Annotated in this window: 11 protein-coding genes; 4 read left to right on the top strand and 7 right to left on the bottom strand. The window is 71.0% G+C overall.

Going from position 1 to position 13,831, the window contains the following annotated elements:
* Window positions 1-54 precede the first annotated feature (54 nt).
* Complete coding sequence (locus ACFQU4_RS02315) at window positions 55-1,785, bottom strand: glycosyl hydrolase family 28-related protein (RefSeq protein ID WP_377486365.1); 1,731 nt, start codon at window positions 1,783-1,785, stop codon at window positions 55-57.
* Between the two features lie 112 nt (window positions 1,786-1,897).
* Here ACFQU4_RS02315 and ACFQU4_RS02310 point away from each other — a divergent pair, with 112 nt between their 5' ends.
* Entirely contained in the window at window positions 1,898-2,695 is a 798-nt protein-coding gene (locus ACFQU4_RS02310) for a peptidoglycan DD-metalloendopeptidase family protein (RefSeq protein ID WP_377486362.1), read from the top strand.
* Between the two features lie 10 nt (window positions 2,696-2,705).
* Here the strand turns inward: ACFQU4_RS02310 and ACFQU4_RS02305 are convergent, their stop codons facing one another.
* The 4 genes from ACFQU4_RS02305 to ACFQU4_RS02290 form a co-directional block, all read right to left on the bottom strand.
* Window positions 2,706-3,596: a diacylglycerol/lipid kinase family protein gene (locus ACFQU4_RS02305; protein WP_377486360.1), complete on the bottom strand. Its 891-nt coding sequence runs from the start codon at window positions 3,594-3,596 to the stop codon at window positions 2,706-2,708.
* Between the two features lie 3 nt (window positions 3,597-3,599).
* Window positions 3,600-4,433: a twin-arginine translocase subunit TatC gene (gene tatC, locus ACFQU4_RS02300; RefSeq protein ID WP_377486357.1), complete on the bottom strand. Its 834-nt coding sequence runs from the start codon at window positions 4,431-4,433 to the stop codon at window positions 3,600-3,602.
* A gap of 99 nt (window positions 4,434-4,532) precedes the next feature.
* Complete coding sequence (gene tatA / locus ACFQU4_RS02295) at window positions 4,533-4,808, bottom strand: twin-arginine translocase TatA/TatE family subunit (protein WP_377486354.1); 276 nt, start codon at window positions 4,806-4,808, stop codon at window positions 4,533-4,535.
* A gap of 77 nt (window positions 4,809-4,885) precedes the next feature.
* The gene (locus ACFQU4_RS02290) at window positions 4,886-5,137 is read right to left on the bottom strand and encodes a hypothetical protein (protein ID WP_377486352.1); all 252 of its coding nucleotides are present in this window, start codon (window positions 5,135-5,137) and stop codon (window positions 4,886-4,888) included.
* An 86-nt stretch (window positions 5,138-5,223) separates the two neighbouring features.
* On the opposite strand from ACFQU4_RS02290, the gene ACFQU4_RS02285 reads away from it, so the two are divergent.
* Together ACFQU4_RS02285 and ACFQU4_RS02280 are read left to right on the top strand one after the other, a co-directional pair.
* The gene (locus ACFQU4_RS02285; protein WP_377486349.1) at window positions 5,224-7,026 is read left to right on the top strand and encodes an ATP-binding cassette domain-containing protein; all 1,803 of its coding nucleotides are present in this window, start codon (window positions 5,224-5,226) and stop codon (window positions 7,024-7,026) included.
* A complete protein-coding gene (locus ACFQU4_RS02280) occupies window positions 7,019-8,800 on the top strand; it encodes an ABC transporter ATP-binding protein (protein ID WP_377486345.1) in 1,782 nt (593 codons plus the stop codon). Before ACFQU4_RS02285 ends, ACFQU4_RS02280 begins: the two co-directional genes overlap by 8 nt.
* 16 nt (window positions 8,801-8,816) lie before the next feature.
* On the opposite strand, the gene ACFQU4_RS02275 is transcribed toward ACFQU4_RS02280, so the two are convergent.
* Both ACFQU4_RS02275 and ACFQU4_RS02270 read right to left on the bottom strand, forming a co-directional pair.
* The gene (locus ACFQU4_RS02275) at window positions 8,817-9,236 is read right to left on the bottom strand and encodes a permease-like cell division protein FtsX (protein WP_377486342.1); all 420 of its coding nucleotides are present in this window, start codon (window positions 9,234-9,236) and stop codon (window positions 8,817-8,819) included.
* Between the two features lie 53 nt (window positions 9,237-9,289).
* Window positions 9,290-12,607, bottom strand: a complete 3,318-nt coding sequence (locus tag ACFQU4_RS02270; protein ID WP_377486339.1) for a discoidin domain-containing protein — start codon at window positions 12,605-12,607, stop codon at window positions 9,290-9,292.
* Window positions 12,608-12,712: 105 nt separating this feature from the next.
* On the opposite strand from ACFQU4_RS02270, the gene ACFQU4_RS02265 reads away from it, so the two are divergent.
* The gene (locus ACFQU4_RS02265) at window positions 12,713-13,810 is read left to right on the top strand and encodes a substrate-binding domain-containing protein (RefSeq protein WP_377486336.1); all 1,098 of its coding nucleotides are present in this window, start codon (window positions 12,713-12,715) and stop codon (window positions 13,808-13,810) included.
* Window positions 13,811-13,831 lie beyond the last annotated feature (21 nt).

Genomic DNA, 13,831 nt, shown 5'->3' with positions numbered 1-13,831 from the left:
CGGCGAGTTCCGGGCCCGAACCGGCCCGATCCGCGAAAGTCGGCTGGATTCCGGTCAGTCCGCCACGGTGATCTGCTCGGTCGAGGCCTCGTCCACCACCACCCGCCGGGTCACCCGGTGGTAGCTGTTGCCGCGGACGGTCACGTCGCGGGCGTTGCGCAGGTAGACGCCGGCCTCGGTCAGGTCGCTGAACCGGTTGTTCTCGATCATGATCGCGCTGTTGTACGGCTGCGTCGTGAACGCGCCGTTGTTGGCCAGGGTGGTGATCGCCCCGTTGGAGGCGAACTTCGCATACTTGCGGACCCAGCCGGAGCCGGCGAACACGTTGTCCCGGACGATCACGTTGCGGGCGAACGAGCCGGTCGGTCCGCTCGTCGTCCCGAAACCGATGTCGTGGTACGCGTTGTTGGCGAACCGGCAGTGCTCGACGACGAGGTTCTTGTTCATGAACACGAGCGCGGTGCCGATGTTGCCCTCGAACGTGGTCGCGGAGATCCGGGCCTGATCCCATTCGTGGCCTGAGCTGGTGACCAGGCTGCCCACCGCCACGGTGCCCGGCAGGTCGGCGTCGAGCATGATCAGGAACGCCGAGCCCGCCTCGTCGGCCGGGGTCACGGCGGCGATCCGTACCGTCGACGGGAGCGGGCCGGACCAGAACGTGAGCTCGTCCCCGGGAGAGAACGGCAGCGGCCGTGATCCCGCCGAGGTCGGCTCGATGGTGAGCTTGCGGGCGCTCTCGATCGCGGCCACCCGGACGAAGGAGCTCCGCGACACCAGCGGGTCCCAGCGCACCCCGGCCAGCCGGCCGCCCTGGTAGTCCAGCAGGCCGGTGTTGTTGGAGAGGTGGATGGCGTCCCGCGGCCCGACGGCAAGATCAGGTCCGGCCGGTGCATAGGTGACGTCGCGGCAGGTCAGGTTGTGCCCGTACCCGGCCAGGATCCCGGCGCCGATCGCGTTGTTGATCAACAGGTTCTCCAGCCGCAGGTCCCGGCAGCCCAACGCGTAGACGTTGTACGAGCCGCCGACCACGTTGAAGTGCCAGGAGGCGCCGTCGCCCGGCCGGACCCGGTCGGAGAAGCCGAAGCCGGTGATCGTGTAACGCCGGCCGGCACCGCCCGGGACGCTGTGCCAGACGTTGCTGAACTGGTCCGGGTTGGCGCCGATCGTCAACGGGGCCACGTGATTCAGCTGCCCGGTGGCGAGGTCCCAGCTGTTCGCCGAGTAGCAGCGCATGCCGTCGAAGTGGGCCGAGCCCTCGAACACGTCGACGGTCACCAGATCGGCGGCGGCGTCGACCGCGACGATCTCGCCCGAGGTGGTGGCGCGCGGCGCGTAGTCCAAGATCAGGTCGCGCAGGGTCAGCCCGTGGCAGTCGATCAGCTGGAACTGAGTCGCCGGGGCGAGGTCGTTGGCCAGCGGGATCGCGCTGAGCAGCCGGGTCGCCGGGGCACCGTCCGGCGTGGTCCGCCCGGCCAGGGTCAGCCCGGCCGCTCCGGTGATCGGCAGGCTCGCACCGCGCTCGGTGTCCGGCCTGAGCCGGTAGGTGCCGGCGTCGAACCGGACCACGGTCGGCCGGCCCGTCGCGCTCGCGGCGGCGATCGCGGCCCGGATCGCCTCGGTGTCGTCGGTGTCGTCGTCCGGGCGGGCGCCGAAGTCCCGGACGTGCACCTCCCGCGGGGCTCCGAAGGCCGTCGCCGCACCGAACGGGGACGCGGCCACCGCCCCGAGCACGGCACCGCCGAGCCCGACGAAGCTGCGCCGGCCGAGCTGTGAAGAGGAACTCACGATGGACACCTCGCCGTGTCTATATGGGATGAACATCCACTATTTGTGTCCATCATTCAACACGAGTGGCCGCGGTTCCGACAACCCCGAGGCAGCCTCTAGCCTCGACGTCATGGGTCGGACCAGTCGGGCCGCTGCGGCGATCATGATCAGCACCGCCGTGGCCGCGGGCCTGGCCGGCTGCTCCGGTCCGCCCGATCCCGTGACCAGCGGCGCGGCATCACCCTCCGCTCGTGCGTCCGAGACCCCGAGCCCGACCACGGACTCCTCGACCGCCCGCCCCTCGTCACCCGGGCCCGCGTCGTCCGGGCCCTCGTCGACTCCGCCCGACTCGACGCCGCCCGGCTCGACGCCGCCCGCGGCAACCCCGTCCGCGAAGCCGAGCCGGTCGCCGGAGGCCGAGGAGGAACGGGCCGATCCGCGCTGGCGTTTCTACACCGACGACCGGCGCCGATACCGCTCGCCCTGGTTCGACGGCGCCCGCCGGATCATGATCGACTTCGGCTGCACCGAGGCGCCGTACTACTCCGCCGACCGGCGCTGCGACGACGATCAGGGGTTCCATCACGGCGTCGACATCGCCCTCCCCTGCAGCACCCTGCTGCGCGCCGGGGCCGCCGGACGGGTGGTCGAGCCGAGCCGTCCGGGCACGCCCGGGGCCGCGTACGGTGCGAAGGCGTTCCGGGTCCGGGTGGCGACCGACGACGGCACCGTCGATGTGCTGATCGGCCACGCCCGCAAGGTGCTGGTCCGGCCCGGTGACCGGGTCCGGCCCGGTCAGCCGATCGCCGAGACCGGCGACCTCGGCGCGCCGGACGGCTGTCATCTGCACTTCGAGCAGCGCTCGGTGGACGGCGGCCTGAGCACAGCGACCGACCCCTCGGAGCTGCTCGGACTGCGCCGTTCCTGAGCCCCGGCGGTCAGGGGGTGAAGACGGGCAGCGCGGCGGGGGCGATCTTGGCGGTCAGCGGCGTGGCGCCGAGCAGTTCTCCGTCGCCGAAGGCGACCAGGCCGGGGCCGTCGACCTGGACCTCGGTGGCCTGCAGCCGCTCGACGCACGGGTCGGTGACGAAGTCCCCCGTGTAGAGCTTGGGCAGCAGCCGGAGCAGCCGGAACCGGCCGACCGGATGGATGATCGTCAGGTCCAGCCGGCCGTCCCGCGGGTCGGCATCGGGAGAGATCTGGATCCCGCCGCCGTAGCAGCTGGTGTTGGCGACCGCGACCAGCATCGCGTCCAGATTGCGTGGCTCGCCGTCGATCACCAGCTGATAGCGCAGCGGCGAGAACACCCGCAGTTCGGCGAGGGTGGCGATCGGGTAGCGCATCGCGCCCTTGGGGTACGCCAGCGCGTTGGCCCGCCGGTTCACCATCGCGTCGAAGCCGGTCGCCAGCACGGTACCGATCCGGCGCCCGGCCACCTCCATCACGTCGACCAGCGACGAGCGGCCGGAGACGATCAACTGGGTGGCGCCGATCGCGTCGTTGGGCGGCAGGCCGAGACCTCGGCAGAGGTCGTTGCCGGTGCCGGCCGGGATCATCGCCAGCGCGACCGACTCGTCGCCGCTCGCGTACCGCTCGGCGACCGCGTTCAGCCCGAGGTGCATCATCCCGTCGCCGCCCATCACGGCCACGACGCCACCGCCGGCGGCCGCCGCGTCGATCAGGGCGCGCGCCTCGGTGTAGTCACGGCTGAGCTGGATGGTCAGGTCGAGGCCGCCGTCACGCAGGCGGCCGGCCACCTGCGGCAACAACTCCTGTGCCCGGCCCTTACCGGAGGACGGATTGACGACCAGCGTGACGCGGCGCGTCACCGATCACTTCTTCTCGTCGCCGGTGTCGTCAGCCTCGAGCGCGAGCAACGCCGCGTCGTCGTCGACGCTGTGATCCACCGAGTCCTCGCTCCGGTCGAGCTTGCCCTTGCGCCTGTCGAGGGCGTACGCAATGAACTCGGAGATGATCACCAACACCGTCATCGGCAAGGCCAGCAGCAGCATGGTGAACGCGTCCGGGGTAGGCGTCGCGATAGCCGCAAAGACGAACATCGCGAAGATGATGTACGCCCGGTACTTGGAGATCATCTTCGCCGGCAGCACGCCGACCACGTTCAACATGACGATGAACAACGGGATTTCGAAGGCGAGCCCGAAGATCACCATCAGTCTGATCATGAAGCCGAGGAAGTCCTGCAACGACTGCAGGTTGGAGATGCCGGCGCCTTCAGGCGTGAAGCCGATCAGGATCTTGATCGCCTGCGGCATCACGAAGTAGCCCATGCCAACGCCGAGCAGGAACAGCGGAACCGCTGCGCCGACGACGATCAGGCTCCACTTCTTCTCCTTGGCCAGCAGACCGGGCACGATGAACGCCCAGATCTGGTAGAGCCAGACCGGCGAGGAGATGATCAGACCGGCGAGCCCGGCCACGGCCAGCGACATGGTGAACGGCGAGCTGACGCCGTTCAACACCAGCTGGGCACTGATGTCCGGCCGCTCAATCTTGAGCGCGTTGATCGCCTGGTGGTAGGGCGCAGTGATCAGGTCGAGCAGCGGCTGGTTGAACGCGAAGCAGGCGATCGACGCGACGAGAATCGCCAGCACACAGATGACCAGCCGATAGCGAAGCTCGGCCAGATGCTCGAACAGGGTCATCGACCCGTCCGGAGACGCCGGTTTGGGCGGCTTCAGCCAGCTCAGATTAATCCGAGAGGGCCGCCACTTGAGGGACAACGCCACGGCAGCAGGGCGCGATCAGGCGTCTTTGCGAAGTTCGGCGTTGGTCGGCTCGGCCGCACGCACGTCGGTGGCCTTGGCGTCCAGCTCGGCCGCTGCGCGGGCATCCGGTGCCGGCTTGTCGCCCTCGCCCTTGTCCTCGTCGGACTTGCGGAGCCCCGAAGTCTCCTCCTTGAACTCCTTCAGCGCGCGTCCGGTGCTCTTACCGAGCCCGGCCAGCCGCGAGCCCCCGAAGAGCAGGACCACGATGACCAGAATGATGATCAACTCGGTGGGCCCGAGGGGAAATGCCATTGGGGTCATGATTTCCTCTTTCCGTCCGTGGGTTGCTTCACGTTGCTGTGACGCTAGCCACGCCTGTGATCGTCATCTTACGTCGTCGGCACCCGGTGGCGTACGACCACGTCTGGATCGTGATCCGGGTAGATCAGGTCACCGGAGGACGGTCGTCCGTCCGGCACCTCGATCCGGCTGAGCAGCTCGGCTCCCTGGCCGGCCCGCTGGGCCACCACGCGGAGCTCCGCGAACAGGTCCGACGCCTTGTGCGCCAACCACACCCCGAAACAGACGAGCATGACCAGGCCCCCGACGGCGATTCCGATGAAGATCCATGGCCATGGCACGGGGCCACCCTAATCCACTGAGCAGGGGCGGCAAGGAGTCCGCGAAATCGTTCGCGGGGTGGACATTGAATCGTTACGGTGTCCGAGTGCTGACACTGCTGCGGTACGGCTGGCGGGTGGCGCGCGGATCGACGGCGATCGTGGTGGCCCTGGCCGTGGCCGACGCAGTCGCACAGGCCCTGTTCACGCTGACGATCGGGCTGGTCGTCGCCGCGGTCCCGGCGTATCTGGCCGGGACCACCGACCGGGCCGCCATGGTGGCCCTGTTCGCGGCGTTCGCGGCCCTGTTCCTGCTGACCAAGGTGCTGCCGACGCTGCAGGCCACCTCGGCGCACCGGCTCGGCAACGTGGCCGGGCTCGACGTCTACATCCGGATGGCCGGGCCGATGGCCGGCGGCGCGCGGGTGGCCCACGTCGAGGACCCGGCGGTGCTGGACCAGGCGGAGCGGGCGGCCGGGACCGGCGGCTACCAGATCACCTGGTCGCTGGGCCGGGTGCCGGACCTGCTTGGGGCACGGCTCACGGTGCTCTCCTCGGCGATCCTGCTCGGCGTGCTGACCGAGTGGTGGCTGGCCGCCGCCCTGGTGCTGCTGGTGCTGGTGGCGGAACGCTGGCGGGTCCGGTTCGTCCGGGACGAGGTCGCCGCCTGGGCCACCAACACCGAGAGCGAGCGGAAGGCGCTGTACCCGTTCGAGCTGGCGCTGGGCGACGCGCCGACCGAACTGCGGGTGTTCGGGCTGCGAGACTGGCTGGTCCGGCGCTACCTGAGGTACTGGACCTCGGCGATGACCGAGCTGTGGCGGTCCCGGCGCCGCGGCTACCTGATCGGCTCCGCGCCGCTGGTCCTGTCGGTGCTGGTCAACGCCGCCGCCGTCGCCTGGGTGATCGTCGCGGCCCAGTCCGGCCGACTCGGCCTGGCCGCCGTGGCCAGCGCGATCACGGCGATCCTGGCGATCAGCGGCAGCGGCACCCCGGAGATCGCGGCCCTGGTGGCCCGCGGCGTCGCCGCCTACCGGGCCATGCTGGAACTGCCGGCGGTGATCGCCGAGCGGCACCCGCACCCGGCCGGGCCGGCCGCCGATCTCGGCCGGGCACCGGCCCGGTGCATCCGGCTGGAACGGGTCGGCTTCCGCTACCCCGGCAGCGAGCGGGACGTGTTCACCGACCTCGACCTGGAGATCCGGGCCGGCGAGGCGCTCGGCCTGGTCGGCGTCAACGGCGCCGGCAAGACCACCCTGACCAAGCTGATCGCCGGCGTCTACCCGCCCACCTCGGGCCGGGTCCTGGTCGACGGGGTCGACCTGGCCACGCTCGGGCCGGAGGACCTGGCCCGCTGGCAGCGCCAGGTCGCGCCGATCATCCAGGAGTTCGCCCGCTATCCCCTGTCGCTGGACGACAACGTCGCGCTCGGCGCCCGGCGGCCGCTGACCGACGCCGACCGGGCCCGGGTCGCCGAACGGTCCGGGGTGGCCGACCTGCTGCCCGACCTGGACCTCGGCTGGGACACCGTGCTGGACAAGGAATGGGTCGGCGGCACCGACCTGTCGGCCGGCCAGTGGCAGCGGGTCGCGTTGGCCCGCGCCCTGTTCGCGGTCGACTGCGGCGCCAAGATGTTGATCTTGGACGAGCCGGCGGCGGCGCTCGACGTCCGGGCCGAGGCCCGGCTGGTGGACCAGTACCTCAATCTCACCGCCGGGATCACCTCCATGATCATCTCGCACCGGTTCTCGGTGGTCCGCGACGCCGACCGGATCTGTGTGCTGGACGCCGGCCGGATCGTCGAGTCCGGTACCCATCCCGAGCTGATCCTGCAGCAGGGTGCGTACGCCCGGATGTTCGGTCTGCAGGCGGCCCGCTACACCGGCACCGGGGCGGTCGGCGATGAGTGATCAACTCGGCGCGGTGCGGCTGTGGCTGGCGACGGCGTTCAAGGCGGCGCCCGGGCTGTGCCTGCTGGCGATCGGGTTCAACGTCGTCGGCTGGTTGATCCCGCCGGCGCAGGCGTACGCGGTCAAACTGGTGGTGGACAGCCTCAGCCCGGGCGGTGATCCGGACCTGATCTGGACCGCCTTGTGGCTGGCGCTGGGCTGTTTCGCGGTGGCCGTGCTGGTGGCCACCACGCGGAGTCCGCTGGACACCCTGCTGCAGGACCGGACCGAGCGGGTCTTCCATGCCGATCTGGCCGATCTGGTGGCCGGCATTCCCGGCATCGAGCAGCACGAGCGGCCGGACCTCGCCGACCGGATCGCCCTGCTCCGTTCCGAGTCCCGGATGATGGGCCAGTCCATCTATGCGCTGCTCTTCGCCGCCGGTACGGCCAGCAGCCTGATCGCGGTCAGTCTCATGCTGGTCAGCGTCCATCCGTTCTTCCTCGGGCTGTTGATCATCGGCGGCGTCCACGTCGTGGCCGCCCGGATCTCGAACAATCTGACCTGGACGTCGATCACCGCCATGCAGCCGAACGCCCGGTTGGTGCACGAGCTGGTCCGGATCTGCCGCAGTCCGGCCCAGGCGATGGAGCTGCGGACCTTCGGCCTCCGGGACGTCCTGCTGGACCGGATCAGCGGGCAGGTCCGGACCATCAACGGGGTGCAGGCGACGGCCCGGCGGCGGGCCGCCGCGGTCCAGCTGGCCGGCCAGTTGATCTTCGCGCTGGCCTTCCTGGGCTCGATCGGCTGGCTGCTGTTCGGCGGAACCCAGGCGCGGGCGGGAGATGTCGCCCTGTTGATCTTGCTCGCGCCGACGGTCGCCACGGCCGCGAGCGGCACCGGCGAACTGATGGCGTTCCTCTCCGAGTCGTTGCGCCGGTTCGCCCGCTACCACGAGGTGCGCCGGTTCGCCCGCGAGCACGACTGGTCGGACAGTACGACGGCGGCGCCGGACCGGATCGCGCGCGGGATCGAGCTGCGCCGGGTCGGGTTCTGCTACCCCGGCACCGACCGCGAGGTGCTCAGCGACCTCGACCTGAGCATCCCGGCAGGCACCACCGTCGCCCTGGTCGGCGAGAACGGGGCCGGCAAGACGACCCTGGTCAAGCTGCTGGCCCGGATGTACGACCCCGGTCGGGGCGAGGTGATCATCGACGGGCTCGACCTGACCATGATCACGCCCGGCGGCTGGCGGCGGCAGCTGTCCGCGGCGTTCAGCGACTACGCGCGATTCGAGTTCACCGCCCGGGAGGCCGTCGGGATCGGCGATCTGGAACGGCTGGACGATCCCGAGGCGCTGCGCCGGGCCATCGCGGAGGGCGACGCGCAGACCGTGATCGACGGGCTGCCGCACGGCCTGGACACCCAGCTGGGCAAGCAGTTCAGCGGCGGCGTCGACCTGTCCGGCGGGCAGTGGCAGCGGATCGCCCTGGCCCGCGCCTTCATGCGCGACCGCCCGCTGCTGTTGCTGCTCGACGAGCCGACCGCCGCGATCGACCCGGAGGCCGAGCACGCCCTCTACGAGCGGTTCGCGCGGCGGGCGGCGGCCGCGGCCCGGGAGACCGGCGGGATCACCGTGCTGGTCTCGCACCGCTTCTCCACGGTACGGATGGCCGACCTGATCGTCGTTCTCGATCATGGTCGGATCCTCGAGGTCGGCAGCCACGAGGACCTGCTCGCCGCCGGCGACCACTACGCCGAACTCTTCGAGCTGCAGGCCCGCGCCTACCGCTGACCCATCGGTGTTGGGTTCAGGAGGGCGCCGCGGTCGGGGCGGTCGTGGCCTCCTCGACGCCGGGGAGACTCTGCGCGGTCTGCACGACCGTGGTCGAGGCGGCCGGGTCGGACAGCGTGACCGCAAACGATTCCGGCAGATCCTCGGGCCTGATGTCGTCGACCGGGCCGGACCTCTCCCGGGTGATTTCCCTGAACGTCTCGTACGCCTCCTGCCGGGACACGAACCTGACCTCGTCCACGCCGGGCAGGGCGCTCAACCGGTCCTGGATCGCCGCCTTCTGCACCTCTGTGACCTCGTCTGCGAGCCGTACCAGGACCCTGGTCGGTCCGGGTGGTGTCGACGACGGCGGGACGGTCGGTGGCGGCGCAGGGATCAGCGAACAGCCCGCCAGCACCAGCGCGGCAGCCAGGAAGGCCAGAACCAGGCGTCGCATTTCGGCAGCCTAGCGCCGCCACTCCGGCCCGACACCGACCTGCTTCGACGGCGTCAGCCGAGCTGGACCTCCAGGTACGGGGCGTTGGCGGATTCACGGCTGCTCAGCTCGGTGGCCAGGCCCTGGCCGGTGGCCGGCTCCTGGACGACGGCCAGGTTGACCGCGGCGCCCTCGGTGATCAACGCGGTCAGACCGGCCGTGAGGTCGACGGTGTGCCACGCGGCGGTGCTGTCGAGCTGGAGGCCGCCGACCCGGTCGGCCAGCGCGGGCTGGTTCTGCCAGGTCAGTTGCTTCTCCTCGAAACCGGCGCCGGCGAGCTTGATCACCAGCGCGGTCTCGGTGCCGTTGTTGTCGGCGACCCGCCCGTAGAAGTGCAGCAGGACCTTGCCGGTCGGGCGGGTCTGCGCGGCCGGGGTGAAGGCCAGGAAGGCACGCCGGCTGAAGCCGCTGTCGGGTTCGGGAACGTACTTGACGATCATGGCGCCGTGGCCGCCGAAGTTCTGCCCGGCATAGGTTCCGTCGCGCACATAGCTGTCGGCGACGCAGGGGAACCGGGGCCGGTCCGGGTCGGCGACGGCGACCGAGGTCCGGGTGTGCAGCAGCCGGTGATCGGGCAGTTGCGTGATCGCGGCGATCCGGGCCGCGCCGTCGCTGACGCCGGTGATCACGCCGGCCTCGGTCACCGTCGCGACGGCCGGGTCGAGCGTCACGTACTCGATCGCGAGCCCGGTCAGGTCGGCGGCCGAGCCGTCGGTCATCGTCCCGGTCAGCTCGCCGGTCACCTCTTTCCCGACCGGCACCGGGCCGACCGCGAGGGTCAGGGTTTCCAGCCGGTTCTCCCGGCGGACGTCCACCGTGCGGCCGGGGATCTCGACCTCGGTGATCGAGTTCCAGCCGTTGGCGGAGTTGCCGTGGCCGACGATCCGCAGGTAGCGGGCGGTGCCGGGTTCGAGGTCGTACGTCTCGAAGTCGGCGCTGGTTCCGCTGCTGCTGCCGCTGTACACCGGCCGCCAGGTGCTCTCCCCCGTCGCGGCCACCTCGACGTCGAACCGGGCCACCCGGGTGTCGCCGCTGGACCAGGCGATCTTGATCCGGTCGACCGGTCCGTCGGCGCCGAGGTCGTACGCGATCCACTGCCCGTCGCCCTCGGCCGACCAGCGGGTCGCCGGATCGCCGTCCATCGTGTTCACCGGCACGTTGCCGTCGTCGGTGCTCGCGATGATCGTTTCCGGGAAGTTGCCCAGGCCGAGCGGGGTGCGCCGCCACACCCAGTAGACCCCGCGCTGGTGACCGGGCCGGACCGTGATCACCCGGGTCGGCTGGTCGCCGCGGCCGGGCAGGATGTTGATCTTGGTCCCGGGTTCGGCGGTGGCGGTGATCTTGGGCTCGTCGGGCAGGTCGACCCCGTACGTGAAGTTGCCCGGCGCGAAGCCCGGGATCGTTGCGCCATCGACGGCAAGGTCGGTCAGGGTGGCGAGCTTGGCCGCCGGAGCCGGCCAGGCGGCGAGGGCGGTCACCGGTTCCGGCGCCGGCACCGCCGTGTCCGGGACCAGCGGGACGAACTCGATCGCGAGCGTCGCCGTGGCCGTCTCCGGCAGCCGTACGGCGAGCTTCCGCAGGCCCTGGTTCGTCGCCTGCCCGGGCGGGTCGGGCGAGGTCCACAGCGGCCGGGCCGAAAGTTCGAGGAACGTCGCGTCCGGCGTGATCACCCGGGCCAGCAGCCGTTGCCCGGCCAGGGTCAGCGTGGCGCTGCGGCCGTCGTCGCTGATCTTGATCTTGGCACTGGTGTGGGCGAACCACCACAGGTCGCCCGGCTCCTCGAGCGTGATCTCGTCCTGCACGACCACCCGCCGCCGGTGATCGAACAGGCGCCAGCCGCGGCGCCAGGAGACGATGCCGGGGTGCGCCCCGGTCGCGTCGATCACGAACCAGGACTCGGCCGGGCCGGTCTTGCGGGCCGTCACGGTGCCGACCGCATCCGGCCGCTGGCCGGGATCCTCGCCCGGATTGACGACGAGCGTGTTCTGCCCCTCCGGCCGTTTCCGGTAGTAGGTCCAGCGCGGCTCGTGGAAATAGCCGGGCAGGTTGTAGTTGTCGCTGCCGAGCTCGACGAACCAGCGCTGGCCCAGGGCCTCCAGCACCCAGGAGCCAAGATCAAGATCGGCGTGGCTGGTCGCGTTGTTCCCGGCCTTGCCGGCCAGGTAGAGCGCCTCGTCACGCTCCCAGCCGCTGCGGGCGGTGGCGACGGCGCAGTGGGCGAAGTACGCATCGAGGGCGGTGCCGCTGGCGACCGGACCGCGGGTGCGGTCGGGGTCGTACCAGAGCAGGCCGACCGGCAGCTGGGCCCAGCCCGGCTGCCGGGTCGACGCACCGAGGCGCGCCAGCCAGGCGTAGTCGGGCCGGTCGAACCGCCGGCCGAACCAGAACATCTCCGGGATCCGGCTGGCCCCGGCGGCGCCGTCGTAGTAGTTGAACGCGGAGCCGGTCGGCCCGGCCAGCTGCAGGGGGAAGTCCACCGTCGTGGAGATCCCGGGCGACTCCGACAGCCCCGAATCGCCACCGGTGGCCGAAGCGAGCGCCGCCAGTCCGACGACCAGATACTTCGCCGCGTACTCCCAGTAGCCGGCGCCCTCCGGGTAGCCGCCGTCCGGCGCATACTCCGCCAGCGCCAGCGGCAGCGAGTTCAGCGCCTCGGTGATCACGTTGCCGGCGACGTCGGGAACTCGATCATGGACGGCGAGCGCACCGAGCAGCAGTCCGCCGTTGCAGACGATGTTCCAGTTGTTGGTCCAGGTCGGCCACTTGTGCGCCGTCGGGGCGCCGCCGTAGATCGCCAGGCCGGGCTTCAGTCCGTAGTCGACGATCGCGGTCTCCAGCGTCGCCCGCTGCTCGGCGGACCATTCGGCGTGCCACCAGTCGTAACCGATCGCGACTGCGTGGGTCATCTCGGCCACGTCGAGGAAGTGCCGCTGATGGTTCCAGTCCGGGAACGCACAGATCGCGGCGAGCTCGGCCCAGAGCCGGTCCCGATAGACCGGGTCGCCCTCGATCGCGTACCCGAAACTGAGCGTGTAGACGCGGTGCAGGGCCTCCCGGCTGGTCGCCAGCAGCCGCAGCCCGTCGGGAATCTGGTACGTCACCGGCGGCTTGTCCAGCAGCAGGTCGGCCGCGGACTTGATCTTGCCGTACCAGGTGGCGGCGACCTCGTCGTTCTTGATCACCGAACGCGGATGATCGAAGTCGGCGAGCAGCAACCGTGGGTGCTCGGGCCGGACCGTGATCGGCTCGGCAGCCGCCCGCTGCACCTGGAGCAGCAGGTGGCCGAGGCCGAGGGTTGCGGCACCGGCCGCGAGGAAGGCGCGTCGTCGCATCGGATTCCTTCGGAGTGCGGGGTTCGCTGTTGATCTTCGGAAGCGGACCGGCCGGGCGGCAACGGAACCGACACAACCCGACAATGATCAACTAGGCTGAGCCGGGTGACCGGGGGTCTGGCCGAGCAGCGCCGCGCGGCGATCCGGCGCGAGTTCGCCCGCCGCGGATCGGTCCGGACCGCCGACCTCGCCGAGCGTCTCGGCGTCAGCGAACGGACCGTGCAGCGCGACCTGGACTGGCTGGCCGACCAGCTGCCCACCGGCCGCCGGGTCTACGGCGGGCTGGTCAGCGCCGAGCCGGGTACCGCGGCGCCGGGACTGCGGATCGGCCTGCTGCTGCCGGTCGGCGACCACTACTACGAGGAGGTCATCGCCGGCGCGGAGGCAGCCGCGGCGGCGCTCAACGTACGGCTCGTCGTCGGCACCTACGCCTACCGCGAGGACCTGGAGACCGCGGCCCTGCACCGGCTCGGCGAGGTGCGGCTGGACGGGCTGGTCGCGACGGTCGACTACCGCGGCCACGGCTATCACCAGCTGCGCGCGCTGGGCCTCACCACGGTGGTGATCGAACGGCCCTGGCACCCGGACCGGTTCAGCTCCGAGGTGGCCGACTCCGACCAGATCGACCACGTCTGCTCCGACCACCACGCCGGCGCCGGGATCGGGCTGCGCCATCTGGCCGGGCTCGGTCACCGCTCCGTCCTCTGCCTGGTCCGCGGCACGGCGACGGCGGTCCCGCTGCTCCGCGGCCTGGAACACGGCGCCGCCGAGCTGGGCCCGAGCTGCCCGGTCGAGATGCACGCTGTGCCGGTCGATCCGGAGACCCTGGAGCCCCTGCCCGAAGTCTGGCAACCGCTGCTGGCCGACGTGATCGAGCGCTGCCGTACCGGAGCGGTGACGGCGATCTTCGCGCACGCCGACTGGGAGGCGCAGGAGCTGCACCGCCGGCTGGCGACGGCCGGCATCGCCGTCCCGGACCGGGTCTCCCTGCTCGCGTACGACGGCGTCCGGATCGACCCCGACCCGGTGCTCAGCGCCGTCACGCCCCGCCGCCGCTGGATCGGCGCGATGGCCGTGGAGACCGTGGTCGACCGCCTGCGCAGCCGCGGCCGCCGCTCCCACGAGCAACGCCCCGGCTACCAGGTCTCCCTGGTCCCCGAGTTGATCTTGCGCTCGAGCACCGCTCCGTCACCGTGCGCCTGATCAGGCACCTGTCACAAATCT

The organism is Microlunatus sp. GCM10028923 (assembly GCF_042666975.1).
GTDB lineage: Bacteria > Actinomycetota > Actinomycetes > Propionibacteriales > Propionibacteriaceae > Microlunatus.
This window is presented reverse-complemented; position numbering and strand designations above follow the sequence as displayed.

Excerpts from the sequence above, each read along its gene's own strand:
- ACFQU4_RS02270 (WP_377486339.1), bottom strand. The coding sequence starts at position 12,607 with ATGCGACGACGCGCCTTCCTCGCGGCCGGTGCCGCAACCCTCGGCCTC.
- ACFQU4_RS02275 (WP_377486342.1), bottom strand. The coding sequence starts at position 9,236 with ATGCGACGCCTGGTTCTGGCCTTCCTGGCTGCCGCGCTGGTGCTGGCG.
- ACFQU4_RS02280 (WP_377486345.1), top strand. The coding sequence starts at position 7,019 with ATGAGTGATCAACTCGGCGCGGTGCGGCTGTGGCTGGCGACGGCGTTC.
- tatC (WP_377486357.1), bottom strand. The coding sequence starts at position 4,433 with ATGACCCTGTTCGAGCATCTGGCCGAGCTTCGCTATCGGCTGGTCATC.
- tatA (WP_377486354.1), bottom strand. The coding sequence starts at position 4,808 with ATGGCATTTCCCCTCGGGCCCACCGAGTTGATCATCATTCTGGTCATC.
- ACFQU4_RS02310 (WP_377486362.1), top strand. The coding sequence starts at position 1,898 with ATGGGTCGGACCAGTCGGGCCGCTGCGGCGATCATGATCAGCACCGCC.